The sequence below is a fragment of the Bifidobacterium callimiconis genome (assembly GCF_003952005.1).
Lineage (GTDB): Bacteria > Actinomycetota > Actinomycetes > Actinomycetales > Bifidobacteriaceae > Galliscardovia > Galliscardovia callimiconis.
In genome coordinates this window covers 174,885-190,353 of the sequence record NZ_QXGJ01000005.1, presented here as the reverse complement: position 1 = coordinate 190,353, position 15,469 = coordinate 174,885, and the positions used below count along the sequence as shown (strand labels likewise).

Here is a 15,469-nt window from a genome sequence, read left to right as displayed (position 1 = left end):
TCCCGGATCCGCCGTCCGGAGTTACGCACGACGGCTATTCGCGTCGACTACTTGTCCGAGTCGGCGGTGTCATTCGACTCGCCGCCGGCGATCGTGCCGTCCTCGCGCAGACGGTCGATCAGGCTGGTCTTGTCCTCGGGATCGTCGAGCACGGTCGGATCGGACCAGTGGCCGGCGTCGCGTTCGGCCTGCATGGCGGCGCGCACGGCGGCCTTCGCGTCCATCCACTCGTGGTATTCGCGACGACGTTCGGCGTTGGTACGACGACGTGCACGACCGTCGGTCTCCTGCAGTCGCAGATCCTGACCACGGCTGACCTGCGGGGTGCCGTCGAGCATCTCCGCACCTGCAGCGATGGTCGGATCCCAGTCGAACGACACGGCACGATCGCCACGGCCGATGCGCACCTCGTCGCCCGCGTGGGCGCCCATCTTGCGCAGCGAATCCTCCACGCCAAGCTTGGCGAGACGATCGGCGAGGTAGCCGACGGCCTCCTCGTTGTCGAAGTTGGTCTGACGCACCCAGCGTTCGGGCTTGTCGCCGGTGACGGTGAACCAGAAGTCGCCGTTGGCGTCCTGCTCGCGCTCGATGTTGTAGTCGAAGCCGAGGCCGCGCTCGTTGGCGCGACGGCGACGACGGGTGGTGTCCTCGAGCGGGCGGATGACCACGCGGGCCTCCTCCTCGGCCTTCTCCTGGGCACTCACGCGTTCGCGCATCTCGTCGACGATGTCCATGAGAGCGAAGGAGAGCTCCTTGAGACCCTCGTGCGACGCGGTGGACACGATGAACGTCTTGAGTCCGAGCTTTTCAAACTCGGGGCGCACGAATTCGGCCAGTTCCTTGGCTTCCGGCACATCCACCTTGTTGAGCACGATGATGCGCGGACGGTCGGCGATCGGGATGGCGCCGAGCGGCAGTTCCAGCTGGTCGGCGTAGATGGCGAGCTCCTTCTCAAGCGCCTCGTAGTCGGCCATGGGGTCGCGGTTCGGTTCGAGCGTGGCGCAGTCGATCACGTGCGCGATCACCTCGGTGCGTTCGATGTGACGCAGGAACTCGAGGCCCAGGCCCTTGCCCTGAGAGGCGCCGGGGATCAGTCCGGGCACGTCGGCCACGGTGAAGCGGCGAGATCCGGCCATCACGACGCCGAGGTTCGGCACGAGCGTGGTGAACGGGTAGTCGGCGATCTTCGGCTTGGCGGCGCTCATCGCGGCGATGAGGCTGGACTTGCCGGCGCTGGGGAAGCCCACGAGCGCCACGTCGGCGATGGACTTAAGCTCGAGCACCAGGTCGCGCTCCTCGCCGGGCTCGCCAAGCAGGGCGAATCCGGGGGCGCGGCGGGCGCGGTTGGCCAGCGAACGGTTGCCCAGACCGCCGGCGCCGCCCTCGGCCGCCACAAAGCGGTCGCCGGGGTGACGCAGATCGGCCAGAGGCTCGCCCGGCTTCTTCTGCTCGCCGGAGCCGCCCTTGGCTGTGAACACCACGGTTCCCACGGGCACGGGCAGGATCATATCCTCGCCGTTGCTGCCATCCTTGTCACCGCCCAGACCCTGGGTGCCGGAGGGGGCCGCGCGATGCGGCAGGAATCGGAAGTCCAACAGACTGGTGGCGTTGGAGTCCGCCACGAAGATCACGGAGCCGCCACGGCCTCCGTCGCCGCCGTCGGGGCCGGCCAGCGGCTTGTACTTTTCCCTGCGGATCGACGCCGCGCCGTTTCCGCCGTCACCGCCCTTGACATGTACCGTAACTCGATCGACAAAATCACTCATAATCTCCTACCTTACCGACTGGGCTTGAGCGCCCTGCGCCTGCTCGCCTCAGTCTGTTACTTTCCGTCATTTCTTCATCATTTGGGGCACCGAATGCCCGAATCCTGCTTTTTGGGGCGTCAACTTCCCGTTTTCGAGCCGATTTTCGGGCATTGCGCGCCCCAAAGAGCGAAAAACGGGAAATTCACGCCCCAAATCTGCGTAAAACGGCCATATATCAACGTTCCGGCACGTTGGCGCACATCCGCTTTGAACCATTCCGATCCCGACCGATACGCTCTACGTTGGGCATCATGATTCAACACTATTCATTGCAAGAGCTCTTCACCGACGCGGAACAGCGGAAGCGCTGCGCCCACCCGGTCACGGCGACGGACATCAAGGCGATCGCGCGTCGGCTTCATCCCCAACGTGGCGAAATCACACGCGTCTACCGCGGGTTATACGCCCGGACCTCGTACTGGAATGCGCTCGACCGCCTCGAGCAGGTTCGGCACATCGTCCGATCTCTCGCCGTGCAACACCCCAATTGGATATTCTGCGGACCGACGGCGGCCATCATGCACGATCTGGACTGTTCATACCGTCTTGCACTGCCCATACGCATTGTGGCCAGACCCGAAGATCATCAGCGCTCGTCCAAGCAGCTGGCCCGATATACCATGTCTCATCCGGAAACCGAACTGGTCCATGGCATATCGGTCACCACACTGCCGAGAACACTATTCGACTGCGCGGCACGGCAACCATTACGGTATGCCTTGGGCCCGTTGGATTCGGCGCTACGACAGGAACGAATCGGTCGGGACACGCTCCTCGCATATCCGCAAACCGTCAAGTATTCCAGACGTCGCGAGGCTGTGAATCGCGCATTCGAATTGGCAGACGGACGTAGTGAGAACGGCGGCGAGTCCGAGGCCCGCGGCGTGCTGATCACCGTCGGGCGACCTCCGACCGATATTCAGGCAGAGTATCCGTGCCTGACATATTCCGGACGGAAGCATCGCGTGGATTTCCTTTGGAAACGTCAGGACGAAAGACTGATAGTCGGCGAGTTCGATGGCACACGAAAATACGTGGACCCGAGCATGACGTCACGTCGCACCATTCAGGAGGTGGTGGACGATGAGCGCGAACGCCAGCGCTGCCTGGAGCGGCAAGGGATCTGCATGATTCGCATGTACTACGACGATCTGAATAATCCAAGCCGTCTGATACAGCGTCTTGATGCCGTGGGAGTCCCCAGCCAGCGAGACAACGATACGTCTGCCTCTTAGCATGATGGATCGTGAGGTTTTGGGGCGTTGATTTCCCGTTTTTTGTTCTTTGGGGCACAAAATGGACGAAAATCGGCTCAAAATTGGGAAGTTGACGCCCCAAAGAGCAGATTCCGGGAAGTTGATGCCCCAGATTGCGAAAGACGATAACGCGTGCGCACATACCATACGCATGCAAAAGGGCCGCGGCCATGCGATGAGGCATGGGACGCGGCCCTTGAACGTCTGTGTCAGCCAGGCTGACGATCAGCGCCGGAATCAGGCGGCGATGACGTCGACGACCTTGCGGTCACGACGGACGCCGAACTTCACGGTGCCGTCGGCCAGAGCGAACAGCGTGTGATCCTTGCCGAGACCAACGTTGTGGCCGGCGTGGAAGTTCGTACCGCGCTGGCGAACGATGATGTTACCGGCGATGACGGCTTCGCCGCCGAACTTCTTCACACCGAGGTACTGAGGATTCGAATCGCGACCGTTGCGTGAGCTGGACGCACCCTTCTTATGTGCCATTTGATTTGTCCTTTCGAGTTAATAAACGCTTAAAAGCTTGGGGAAGCTCAGGCGATCGCGGTGATCTTCACCACGCTCAGCGGCTGACGGTGGCCCTTGCGACGGGCAACGCCGGTCTTGTTCTTGAACTTCTGGATGTTGATCTTCGGACCCTTGGCCTCATCGTCGATGACTTCACCCTTGACGGTGACCTGAGCCAGATCCTTGGCGGCGACGGTCACGTTGGCACCGTCGACGAGCAGGGCGACGGGGAACTCCACCGTCTCACCCTTCTTGGCAGCGAGACGGTTGACGATGATCTCGTCGCCGACCTCGACCTTTTCCTGATGGCCGCCGGCCTTAACAATAGCGTACATAGCCCTACCTTGCCTGTATTTGCCTGTAAATAAAGCTGTTTGTCGTCTAGCAAACACGCCCCACAAACAGGCATAGCTAGACACCGACTGTCTAATCTACACAACACGCCCGACTTTCGCAACTCCGCCGTGCGTTTCTTGGGTGTTGGGAGGTGTGGACGGGGAAGTCGGAGAGGGCGGACAGTCGGCGCTCTCTCCGATTTTGCGTGCTCGCGCGTTTTGGGACCTGGTTGGTGTGCAGAGGCTCCCCTCAGTCCGCCTATAGCGGACAGCTCGTCCGGCAAGAACGGACGGCCTGTCGGCCGCGCCTTCCCGGTTCGCCTGTCGGCTCACCTGAGCCCTAAAAACGCCACTAGCGTTTTTTAACGGGCTCAGCCTCCGCGAAGGGAGCCGAAATCCCTATTCCTTGGTCTCTTCGGCAGCAGCCTGCGCAGCCGAGCCGTCAAGCGGACAGTCCAGTGGACTGTCCGTAGGCGAGGGGAGCACCCCGCCAAGGGGTGCGACGGCGGCTGCGCCAACCTCGGGAGCCGAAATCCCTACTCCTTGGTCTCCTCCGCGGCAGCCTGCGCAGCCGCTGCGATCTGGGCGAGCTTGGCCTTCACGTCGGGCGTGGAGCCCTTGGGCATGGCCGGATCCTCCTTGGGCTTGGGGATCGTGGTGCCCTGGTTGTGCTTGTTCGTCTTGATGAACGGATCGCCGCCCTTGAGGGCATACGGATCGTCATACGACGCCGACACGATCGGCTCGTCGTGCAGGATGAATCCGCGGCCCTTGCAGGTGGGGCACTCCTCGGAGAACGCCTCGACCAGGCCCTGGCCCACGCGCTTGCGGGTCATCTGCACCAGACCCAGCGACGTCACCTCGGCCACCTGATGCTTGGTGCGGTCGCGAGCCAGGCATTCGACGAGTCGACGCAGCACGAGGTCGCGGTTGGCGGGCATCACCATGTCCACGTAGTCGATCATGATCATGCCGCCGATGTCGCGCAGACGCAGCTGGCGGGCGATCTCCTCGCTGGCCTCCAGGTTGCATCGCGTGACCGTCTCCTCGAGCGACTTGCCCTTGCCGATGAACCGGCCGGTGTTCACGTCGATCGTGGTCATGGCCTCGGTGCGGTCGATGACGAGCGAGCCGCCGGACGGCAGGTACACCTTGCGTTCCATGCCCTTGCGCAGCTGGCTGTCGATGCGCCACTGGTCGAATACGTCGCGACCGTTGTGCTCCTCCGGATCCCACTTCTCGAGCTTGTCCTGCAGGTCGGGGGCCATGGTCTCCAGGTATTCCTTGATGCGCTCGTAGACCTTGTCGCCCTCAACGACGAGCTTATTGAAGTCGTCGTTGAAGATGTCGCGCACCACGCGGATCGCCACGTCAGGCTCGCCCTGCAGCAGCTTCGGACGCTTGGAGTTGCGGGCCTTCTTCTCCGCCTCCTGCACGTGCTCCCACTGGTGGGTGAGCGTCTCCAGATCCTTCTCGATGGCCTCCTTGGACGCGCCCTCGGCGGCCGTGCGGATGATCACGCCCATCTCGCTCGGCGCGATCTTGGACACGATGGACTTCAGACGGGCGCGCTCGCGCTCGGGCAGCTTGCGGCTCACGCCGGTCATGCCGCCGGACGGCACAAGCACCAGGAAGCGGCCGGCGAGCGTGACCTGCGAGGTCAGTCGGGCGCCCTTGTGGCCGATCGGATCCTTGGTCACCTGCACGAGCACCGGATCGCCGGACTTGAACGCCAGCTCGATGCGGCGCGGCTGGCCGTCGAGACGGGTGGTGTCCCAGTTGACCTCGCCCGCATACAGTACGCCGTTGCGCGGCTGGCCGATGTCGACGAACGCGGCCTCCATGCTCGGCAGCACGTTCTGCACACGGCCGAGGTAGATGTTGCCGACGGTCGACACCTCCTGGATGTCGGACACGTAATGTTCCACGAGGATCGAATCCTCGATCACGGAGATCTGAGTGTGCTTCTCCTTCTCGCGCACCACCATGAGACGGTTCACGTTCTCACGACGGGCGAGGAAGTCCTGCTCAAGCAGCGTGGACTGGCGGGAGCGGTCACGACGGTTGTCGCGACGACGCTGCTTCTTGGCCTCGAGTCGCGTGGAGCCCTCGATGTCGGTGATCTCGTCGATGTACTGCTGCTTGCGGCTGCGACGAATGCGCGGCTCCTCATGCGCCTCGGCGTCGCCCTTGGCACGACGGCGACGACGGCGACGCGTGACGGTACCGTCCTCCTCGTCCTCGTCGCGATCACGGTCACGCTCACGCTCATGCTCGCCCATGCGCTCGGAGACGGCGCTGGCGGCACGCTCGCGGCGTGCATGCGCGGACTCGCCATCGGACGAGTCGGATCCACGGCGACGACGGCGACGGGAACGGGTCTCGCCGGCGTTGTCGTCGGAGTCGTCGGAAGAACCGGCCTCCACGTCGATCGGCGTGTACGAAATGTCGTCGTATTCGAGATCCTGTTCGATCTGCTCCACTTCGGCGGCGGCGCGACGCTCCTGCGCATTGAGTCGACGGGAACGACGGGAACGACGGGTCTCGCCGGACTCGTCATCGACGTCACGACTATCACGGTCACGATCATCACGATCGGCGTCACGACGGGCGTCGCGCTCGTCATGATCAGCGTCGGCACGATCGGCGCGACGGGACTGCGAGGACTGCTCGTCGCGGGTTTCGTCATGATCACGGTCGGCACGACGACGGCGACGACGACGGGTGAGGGGCTGCTCCTCGCCACGTTCGGCGTCAATGTCACGATGCTCGCGATCATCACGATCGGCGTGATCGGCGTCGTCCGCAACCGGCGCCTCCGGGCGCACGGTCGGCAGCACGGGCTCACGGAACAGCAGCGACGTCATCGGGCGCACGGCCGGACTGGCGGCCTTGGGCTCGGACGACTCATGCGACGAGAACTCGGGCAGATCGGCGTTGCGCTTGGCGGATCCACGATGGATCTCATGCAGATCGGCTTCGATGCCCTTGTCGGTGAACAGTTCGTCGGCGAGCGCCTTGATACGGGCCTTGCGCTCGTGATCGACGGCGGGTTCGGCCTGCTTGACGGCACGGCGACGGGTGCGCGTGCGCGTGGCCGGCTGCGATTCCTCACGATCCGCGTGATCCGCGCGCTCGGCGTGACCGTCGCGACCGTCGTGATTGGCACGGGCATTGGCGGCGGCGACCGGTCCCGGGACGTCGGCCGTCACCGTGGCGGTCGGAGCGGCGGTCGGCGCAACGATCGGAGCGTCGGCACGCTTCGGTTCCTCGACCGGCTCCCCCGCCTTGGCCGTGGATTCCACCTTCACCGGCAGCTTGGTTCCGGCGGCACCGGCGGCGCGTACCACCCGTCGGCCACCGCGACGACGACGCGGCGCGGGCGATGCGGCGGTCATATTGGTGTCGGATGCGCTCGCGGCATTCGCGTCACCGGCGTTCGTCGCCGACGAGGACGATGCGGACAGGGCGATATGGGCAGTATTGTCTGCGGCGGCGTCAACGCCGTCGTGATTTTCAGTTGTCACGATTCTCCTTGAAGGCATGCTGCATCACGCCTTGTTCCACCCTGCGTCAGTCTGTCAACACCGCACTCTCACTACGGCCGCGTACGAACACGCCACTGCACAGGCACTACAAAAGTCTTCATTTGCGAGGAACGGACACCGTCGCTTCCGGCGCGTCAAGTGGTTGTCCATGCGCCACGGAAGGGGATCGACGTTCATCACACATCGGTGGCAATGCAGAACCACCGTCTTTAAGTATGGCACAAACTGCCGGACAGCGTGTCCGAATAGTCTCGATGACGTTATCGATGACTTCAGAGCGCATGCCGTCCGGCGGACAGCTCGACTGCATCACTGCGGCCGCTGTCATGCCTCGCGTACGGATCGCCGAACGTCCCGACAGCGGCGTGTTCGACGATCCGCTTGGCGATTAACGACCTCTAACGGCCTCCCTCAACGGCGCAGCCACTCCTCGAGGATGTCGGCGAGCGTGGTGAGCTGCGATTCGGGGATCTGCTCGTCATGCTTGTGCGCGAGCAGCGGATCGCCGGCGCCCAGGTTCACGGCGGGGATGCCGAGCTGCGAGAAGCGCGCCACGTCGGTCCAGCCGAGCTTGGCGAGCGGATCACGACCGGTGCGTTCGCGCACGAGCGCGGCCAGCGACTGCGCGAGCGGCGTGTCCATGCCGGGACGGGCGGACGGCGACTCGTCCTTCATCTCGATGCCGAAGCCCTCGAACACGCCGGCCGTAGCCGTGTGTTCTCCGTTGCCGAGCTCCGCGCCTGCGTCCGCGCCGATCATCAGCGCCTTGGCCTCGGCGAGCGTCTTGTCGGGCGCGAAACGGTAGTTCACGTGGATGCGGCATTCGTCGGGGATCACGTTGGTGCCCTTGCCGCCGTTGATGAGCGTGGCGTTCAGTCCCTCGCGGTAGTCGAGTCCGTCCACGTTCACGGTGGCTGGCTCATACGCGTTGAGCCGGTTGAGCACTTCGGCGGCCTTGTGGATGGCGTTGCTGCCCATCCACGCGCGGGCGGAGTGCGCGGCCACGCCATGGCAGATCACGTCGAAGCGGATCGTGCCGTTGCAGCCGCCCTCGATGCCGCAGCTGGTGGGTTCGCCGATGATCGCGAAGTCACCGCGCACCCAGTCGGGATGGGTTTCCACCACCTTGCGCAGACCATTCTTCGACGCCTCCACCTCCTCGTGATCGTAGAAGATGTAAGTCAGATCGTAGTTGGTCGCGTCTTCGGTGAGCGTGGCGGCCAGATAGAGCATCACTGCGTCGGACGGCTTCATATCGGTGGCGCCGCGACCCCACAGCACGCGCTCGCCGGAATTGTTTTCGGCGATTTCGGCGCGGATGAGCGGGTCGCCGGGCTGCAGCCAGCGCGGCGGGAAGTTGTCGATCACGGGCACGGTGTCGATGTGTCCGGCCAGCAGCACGCGCTGGGGTTTGCCGTATTCGGTGGACGCGACCACGGTGTCGCCGTGACGGTGCACGGTGAGGTGCGGCAGCGCGTTCAGGTAGCGTTCCACGGCGTCGGCGAGCGGACCTTCGCTGTCGCTCACCGAGTATTCGTTCATGATCTGTTCCAGCAGCGCGTTGAGGGCCTCGTTGCGGGAGGCGTTCGCGTCGAATCCAAGCTCAATCGTCATACGCCCCATGGTAACGGCAGTGGCGGGCGGGAAGGTGTGTTCGTCCGCATATGACGTATGACGTTATGGGGATGGGATCCCTCCCTCAGTCGCGCTGGTGCGCGCCAGCTCCCTCCCACGGAGGGAGCACGAGGTCATTAGGGGTGTGCTCCCTCCGAGGGAGGGAGCTGTCCGGCACAGCCGGACTGAGGGAGGGATTCACTTCCTTTGAGGGAGGGATTCACTTCCTTCCACCACACCGAGGGAGGGATATTCTCCGCTGCCGGCCTCCGGTTGCCAGCCGCCAGCCGTCCCACCCTTCAGCACAGGTGCCAGGTGGTGCGGTGGTATTCGGTGGGGCCGTGTTTGGCGATGGCGGCGCGGTGTGGCACCGACCCGTATCCCTTGTTGCTGGCCCAGCCGTACGCCTCGTATTCGGGATGGGCGGCGGCCAGATCCTCGATCAGATGGTCGCGCGTCACTTTGGCGATCACCGCGGCGGCGGCTACGCTGGCGCACTGTCGGTCGCCTTTGACCACGGTGGTCATGGCGATCGGCTTGAGCAGTTCCGGCGCGTCGAACGAGTTGACGACGGGCGTGATGTAGTCGTTCGGACCGTCGAGGATGCCGGCCACGCGCAGTTCGTCGGCCTTGAGCCGCACGTCGGGCTCTTCGCCGCCGATATCGCCGATCGTGCCATGCCATGCGGGCGAGATACCCTGACGGCTTACGGCCTTGGCCACGGCGGTGCCGACGCCCAGATCGGTGTGGTCGCCGGTGATCAGCATGGTTTCGATTTCGTTGAGCGCGCGCACGGCGGCCACGCCCAGCGCGTAGACGATGCCCCATTCGTCGATCTCGCGGGCGCTCACCGAGCCCACGGCCCATGCGGCGGACCATGTCTTGAGTGGTTCGAGCAGCGACTGGCGGCGCACTTCGGTGAGCATTTTGGAGTCGGCCACGCCGGTGGGTACGGTCCAGTCGTCGATGTCGCGTGTGAGCAGTGCGGCGGCGCCCACCATGGCGGGGCCGGCGAGCGATCCGCGGCCGACCTCGTCGAATCCGACGATCAGCGAGTATCGTTTGCGGGCCAAGGCTTTTTCGCGGTCGAGCGTGGGGGCCAGACGCGGGACGACGGTAGCCATTACTTCGCTCCTTCCACTCCCCCGACGTTGGCGAACGCATCGTCGGGTCTGTTCAGAATATTCCAGTGCGAGATCGGCCAGTAGACGGCGAGCGCCACGCTTTGCACGTCGTTGATCGGTACGAGTCCGTGGTCGCCGTCGCCTTGGTGCACGCGGGAGTCGGCAGAATTGGAACGGTTGTCGCCCATAACGAACAGGTGGCCGGCGGTTACAGTGACGTTGAATTCGTAGTCGCTGGGGTTCACGCCGGCGCGGATGAATTCGCTGTCGTCGATCGCGTGGCCGTTGACGGTGACGGGCTGTCCGGCGCCGGCGCAGGCCACGGTGTCACCGGGCAGGCCGATCACGCGTTTGATGAGCAGATCGCTGGAGGTGGTTTCACCTAGCCAGTTGTTCGGGTCTTTGAAGATGACGATGTCGCCGCGTTTGACGGCGAAGAATTTCGGGGTGAGTTTGCTGGCGACGACGCGGTCGCCCACCTGCAGCGTGGTGGCCATCGACGCGGATGGGATGACGTATACGCCGATGACGAACAGACGGAGCAGCAGCACGATGATGAGCGGAATGCCGGCCCAGACGAGCAGATCGCGCAGGGTCATGCGTTCGGATTCCGCTGGTGTCTGATTGGTGTGATCCGTCTGGATGCCGGTCATATGCGGTGTTCCCCTTATGTCAATTCGTACGGCTGTTCAGATTCTACCGCGTCGGTTTTCCGTGTTCCGTAAGCGGCCAACCGGACAACGCGAGTTCTCCCTCCAAGGGAGGGAGATGTCACGGCCCGCCATGACAGAGGGAGGGATCCCAAAGCAAACCGGCCGCACCCTCCCTCAGCCCGACTCTGTCGGACAGCTCCCTCCCTCGGAGGGAGCACAAAGGAAATACACGAAGGCCTAAAACCAAGAGACGCCAACGAGAGTTCTCCCTCCAAGGGAGGGAGATGTCACGGCCCGTCGTGACAGAGGGAGGGATCCCGGAGCGGACCGGTTGTACCCTCCCTCAGTCCGACTTCGTCGGACAGCTCCCTCCCTCGGAGGGAGCACAAAGGAAATACGAGAAGGCCCGGAACCTCGTTGGGGAGGTTCCGGGCCTTCTATCGCTTATTGCTGCAACGCTACGCGCTGCGCGCGATGCGCGGAAGGAGCCTGAACTCAGGCGGCCTTCTGGCTGTTGTCGCGACGCTCGACGATACGAGCGGCCTTGCCGCGCAGGGAGCGCAGGTAGTACAGCTTGGCGCGACGCACCTTGCCCTTGCGGACCAGCTCGATGGAGTCGATGACCGGGGAGTGCAGCGGGAAGCGGCGCTCCACACCGACGCCGAAGCTGATCTTGCGGACCACGAAGGTCTCACGCACGCCGGCGCCCTGACGAGCGATGACCACGCCCTGGAACGCCTGGATACGGGAGTTGTTGCCTTCCTTGATGTTCACGTTCACCTTGACGGTGTCGCCGGGACGGAAAGCCGGGATGGACTCGGCCGGCTTCAGGTGCTTGGCGTCGAACGCTTCGATGGCATTAACCATGATGTTTCCTCCATTGCCGCCGCATATCAGCGCAAGTCGGGGGAAGATGGGCCACGGCTCGTGCCGCCGGCAACATCCTCCAAAATTCGGTATCCCGTCGGGTCTGCCCTCGGGGAGCGTGCCGATCCGATCGCGAAGGTCTGGACCTGTTGAGACGCGAATCTATGCGGCAATCCCCGTCTCGGCACAACTCTTCCATTATACGCGCATGCCGGACGAACCGCAGCTCGTCCGGCATGGTATTTGGGTCCGAGGTCGGTCACCTCATCAGTCGGCTTCGCCGACAGCGTCCCGCAAGGGCGGACGGTCTCCGACCGCGCCTTCATCGCTCGCCTGTCGGCTCGCCCTCGCCTAAAAACGCCTCTGGCGTTTTCTTTACGGCTCGGCCCCTCAAGGGGAAGCCGGCATCTCCGACCGAAGGTGCAAGGCGAATTACGCCCCGTCCGAAGGACCTGTAAAAAGTGAATGACGCGTGTGTCAACGGCCGTCCGAAGGCGCAGACGTACAAAGGTACTTCAAGCCTGAGGAAAGGCCGTTGACACTCCGTCATTCACTTTTTACTTTTCTTCGTGGTAGGACTTTTCGGTGTTTACGTTCCACACATTCCGCTTGGAGGTGCGGCCGGACTTGATGTTGCCGACGGCTTCGATGGCGGTGCCCATGGAGTGGTCCATGTTGTTGTAGTGGTGCTGGCCGTTGCGGCCGACGCAGTAGAGGTTGCCGAAGGAGTCGAGGTATTCGACGAGTTCGTCCATCTGGGAGTAGGTGTCGAAGTAGGCGGGGTAGGCCTTCTTGACCTTTTCGCGGTGGGTGTCGAGGACGTCGTTGGGGCTGGCGATGACCTTCATGCGGACCATTTCGTTGATGGCGAATTTGATGCATTCGTCTTCGCTCATGTTCCAGAAGCGGTCGCCTTCGTCGCAGAAGTATTCGAGGCCGATCCAGACGGTGTCGTCGACGTCCTGGACCAGGTAGGGGCTCCAGTTGTTGAAGACCTGGATGCGGCCGACGGTGAAGCCGGGGTCCTGGACGTAGATCCAGCAGTCGGGGACGATGGGCGGGTTGCCGAGGGTGGGGATGTTGGTGGTGTTGCGCAGGCGGAGTCGCTTGACGAGGAGGCCGACGGTGACGAAGTCGCGGTAGGGCAGGCCGTTGGCGATGTGCTTCATGTCGGCGGGGACGACGGCGGTCTGAGCGGCCGGTTCGGCGGTTTCGTCCTTGGTGGCGGCGTCGAGGGCGTTGACGAGGTCCTTGACGGGCATGGAGGAGATGAACTGGTCGGCGGTGAGTTCGGTGCGGTTGCCTTCGGAGTCGGCGTAGACGACGGAGGAGATGCGTCCGGCGTTCTGGCGGACTTCGACGACGGTGGCGTCGGTGAGGACGTGCACGCCGGCCTGCTCACAGTTGCGTTCGACGGTCTCCCAGAGCTGGCCGGGACCGTACTTGGGGTACCAGAACTCTTCGATGAGGGAGGTTTCGACTTCCTTGTTGCTGCGCTTCTTGGGCAGCAGCTTGGAGAAGGCGTTCTTGAGGACGCCGAGGATGGAGAGTCCCTTGACGCGCTGGGCGCCCCAGTCGGCGGAGATCTGGGAGGGGTGACGTCCCCAGAGCTTTTCGGTGTAGCCTTCGAAGAACATGGAGTAGAGCTTGCGGCCGAAGCGGTTGATGTAGAAGTTCTCGAGGTTGTCTTCGGGAAGCTTGTGGAAGATGGACTTGAGGTAGCTGAAGCCGGCCTGCATGGTGACGACGAAGCCCATGGCCTTGAAGGTGGCGGGCTTGAGCGAGATCGGGTAGTCGAAGAATCGGCCGCCGTAGAAGATGCGGGAGACGCGGTGGCGCTTGAGCATCACTTCGTCGGTGACTTCGGGGTCGGGGCCGCCGGGCTCGAGGTCGTGGTGTCGTCCGAGCTTCTTGTCGTCGTAGCTGGGGGCGCCCTGCAGCGGCAGGACGTTCTTCCACCAGTCCATGATGCGCTCGTCCTTGGAGAAGAAACGGTGGCCGCCGATGTCCATGCGGTTGCCGTTGTGCTTCACGGTGCGGGAGATGCCGCCGAATTCACGGCTGGACTCCAGCACGGTCACGTCGTAGTTTTCGGAGCCGCCATCCTTGATGAGCTCCCAGGCCGCGGTCAGACCGGCCGGGCCACCGCCGATGATCACAACCGACTTCTTTTCTGCCACGTCATACTCCCTTACAGATGCGTTTTCGTGGTGTCTGCTCGTGCAGATCATGCATGTCATGCGTATCCATGCACGCCTGTGCATGCGCATAAACTCAAAGCGGCACCACTCTACTGCAATCCCGGGAGACGAACCGCACATCACGAATGTGCACACATATTCTTTGCGGGAGAGCGATGGGAAAAGCGGCGGAAATACACAACGCGCCGGAACCTGAAAAAGGGTTCCGGCGCGAGGCGATCGATCGGCGCAACAGCGTCAGCTGATGTCGTCGGGGATGTCGATGTCGGTCTTCTGAACCTCCTCGACGTTCACGTCCTTGAACGTGACGATGCGGACGTTGGTCACGAATCGGCTGGGGCGGTACACGTCCCACACCCACGCGTCGGTGAGCTGCACGTCGAAGTACACGTCCTGCCCGGCCGAGCGCACGTTGAAGTCCACCTTGTTGGCCAGGTAGAAGCGTCGTTCGGTCTCCACCACGTAGGTGAACAGTTTGATCACATCGCGGTATTCGCGATACAACGCCAGTTCCGCATCGGTCTCGTAGTTGTCGAGATCTTCAGCGCTCATTTATCACTCCCTCGCGAACGGTTGCCCAGGTTGCGCCACCAGGCGCGCTTCGACCGTTCGGCTCCTTCTTCGTCACGGTTGGAATACGGCCACACGGTCTGCTCGTCGCTCGCGGTCTTGCCGGCCTTGCCGGTGCCGCCCTTGCCGTGCGTCGTCCTGCCTTCGTCGTCGTCACCCAGAATCAGGTTGGCGAGCCCGCTCATCATACCGTTTTCTTCACGACGTTCGCTGTCGGTCTCATTTTCGCCGCCCTGATTGACTTCGATGGCGAGCGAGTGTTCGCGCGCGGCCAACGCCTCGCGCACTCCGGGGTTGTCTTCGATCAGATGCATGCCGAACGCGTCGAGCGAACGGATCGGATCGTATTCGTCGACGAGCGTGCCGAGGACGATCTGGTCCTGGTAACGCTGGTTGGCGTCGTCCCACAGTGCGTGGCGGGACGTGCCTTCGAGCATGAAGCCGAGCGACTGGTAGACGCTCAGCGAGCGTGTGTTCTTTTCGGGCACGGCCACCCAGATGCGGTGCAGGCCGAGTCCGGCGGGTTCGGGGGCGAATCCGTAGGTCATGACGCGGGGCATGGCGTCGCGCGAGTAGCCGCGGCCGCGGTAGTCCTTGCCGAGCATCACCTGGATGCGGGCGGATTTGGCCCAGCTGTCGATGTCGATCAGGAAGATCATGCCGATGACCTTGCTGCGGTCGTCGGGATTGTCATCGTCGGGGTTGGAGTCGGCGAGCACGGACCATGCGATGGTGCGACGGGATTCGGGGTCTCCCACGCCGGATTCGGCGGGCGACTGTCCTTTGCCCCAGGCGACGGAACGACCGACCCACGTGTGGACCAGGGCGTGTTCCGCCTGCTCGTCCTTGCCGGTGATGCCGGATGCGTTGTAGAACGCCTGAAGCTCGTCCATCTGAGTCAGATCCTCGATGGTTGCGGGACGCAGCTGCACCATCTCGCCCTTGATCTCCGGGATATCGAGACGGTCCGGAAGGGTGCGCCC

The 15,469-nt window shown here is 63.5% G+C and carries 13 protein-coding genes; 2 read left to right on the top strand and 11 right to left on the bottom strand.

Going from position 1 to position 15,469, the window contains the following annotated elements:
• Positions 1–47: 47 nt before the first annotated feature.
• Positions 48–1,766 (bottom strand): GTPase ObgE, encoded by a 1,719-nt coding sequence (gene obgE, locus D2E23_RS06335; RefSeq protein ID WP_126030122.1) that lies wholly within the window; start codon positions 1,764–1,766, stop codon positions 48–50.
• A gap of 293 nt (positions 1,767–2,059) precedes the next feature.
• On the opposite strand from obgE, the gene D2E23_RS06330 reads away from it, so the two are divergent.
• Entirely contained in the window at positions 2,060–3,043 is a 984-nt protein-coding gene (locus D2E23_RS06330; protein WP_126030149.1) for a CTP synthase, read from the top strand.
• Positions 3,044–3,301: 258 nt separating this feature from the next.
• Here the strand turns inward: D2E23_RS06330 and rpmA are convergent, their stop codons facing one another.
• The 3 genes from rpmA to D2E23_RS06315 form a co-directional block, all read right to left on the bottom strand.
• Positions 3,302–3,553 carry a 50S ribosomal protein L27 gene (gene rpmA, locus D2E23_RS06325; RefSeq protein ID WP_126030121.1) on the bottom strand — a complete coding sequence of 84 codons (252 nt, stop codon included), beginning with the start codon at positions 3,551–3,553 and terminating at the stop codon, positions 3,302–3,304.
• A 47-nt stretch (positions 3,554–3,600) separates the two neighbouring features.
• Positions 3,601–3,909: a 50S ribosomal protein L21 gene (rplU, locus tag D2E23_RS06320; protein ID WP_093960581.1), complete on the bottom strand. Its 309-nt coding sequence runs from the start codon at positions 3,907–3,909 to the stop codon at positions 3,601–3,603.
• A gap of 536 nt (positions 3,910–4,445) precedes the next feature.
• Positions 4,446–7,436: an Rne/Rng family ribonuclease gene (locus D2E23_RS06315; protein ID WP_420829300.1), complete on the bottom strand. Its 2,991-nt coding sequence runs from the start codon at positions 7,434–7,436 to the stop codon at positions 4,446–4,448.
• 287 nt (positions 7,437–7,723) lie between these two features.
• Here D2E23_RS06315 and D2E23_RS11930 point away from each other — a divergent pair, with 287 nt between their 5' ends.
• Positions 7,724–7,849: a hypothetical protein gene (locus tag D2E23_RS11930; RefSeq protein ID WP_276313602.1), complete on the top strand. Its 126-nt coding sequence runs from the start codon at positions 7,724–7,726 to the stop codon at positions 7,847–7,849.
• 19 nt (positions 7,850–7,868) lie between these two features.
• Here the strand turns inward: D2E23_RS11930 and dapE are convergent, their stop codons facing one another.
• From dapE to D2E23_RS06280, 7 genes are all read right to left on the bottom strand, one after another.
• Complete coding sequence (dapE, locus tag D2E23_RS06310) at positions 7,869–9,071, bottom strand: succinyl-diaminopimelate desuccinylase (protein ID WP_126030119.1); 1,203 nt, start codon at positions 9,069–9,071, stop codon at positions 7,869–7,871.
• Positions 9,072–9,370: 299 nt separating this feature from the next.
• Positions 9,371–10,195 (bottom strand): ribonuclease HII, encoded by an 825-nt coding sequence (locus D2E23_RS06305; protein ID WP_126030118.1) that lies wholly within the window; start codon positions 10,193–10,195, stop codon positions 9,371–9,373.
• On the bottom strand, positions 10,195–10,848 hold the full coding sequence (lepB, locus tag D2E23_RS06300; protein WP_126030117.1) for a signal peptidase I: 654 nt from the start codon (positions 10,846–10,848) through the stop codon (positions 10,195–10,197). The genes D2E23_RS06305 and lepB overlap by 1 nt, the downstream gene beginning before the upstream one ends.
• 495 nt (positions 10,849–11,343) lie before the next feature.
• The gene (gene rplS, locus D2E23_RS06295) at positions 11,344–11,715 is read right to left on the bottom strand and encodes a 50S ribosomal protein L19 (RefSeq protein WP_093960577.1); all 372 of its coding nucleotides are present in this window, start codon (positions 11,713–11,715) and stop codon (positions 11,344–11,346) included.
• A 557-nt stretch (positions 11,716–12,272) separates the two neighbouring features.
• Positions 12,273–13,895 carry an NAD(P)/FAD-dependent oxidoreductase gene (locus D2E23_RS06290; protein ID WP_126030116.1) on the bottom strand — a complete coding sequence of 541 codons (1,623 nt, stop codon included), beginning with the start codon at positions 13,893–13,895 and terminating at the stop codon, positions 12,273–12,275.
• A gap of 258 nt (positions 13,896–14,153) precedes the next feature.
• Positions 14,154–14,468 carry a DUF2469 domain-containing protein gene (locus D2E23_RS06285; RefSeq protein WP_094662160.1) on the bottom strand — a complete coding sequence of 105 codons (315 nt, stop codon included), beginning with the start codon at positions 14,466–14,468 and terminating at the stop codon, positions 14,154–14,156.
• The gene (locus tag D2E23_RS06280; protein ID WP_240541703.1) at positions 14,465–15,421 is read right to left on the bottom strand and encodes a GNAT family N-acetyltransferase; all 957 of its coding nucleotides are present in this window, start codon (positions 15,419–15,421) and stop codon (positions 14,465–14,467) included. Before D2E23_RS06280 ends, D2E23_RS06285 begins: the two co-directional genes overlap by 4 nt.
• Positions 15,422–15,469 lie beyond the last annotated feature (48 nt).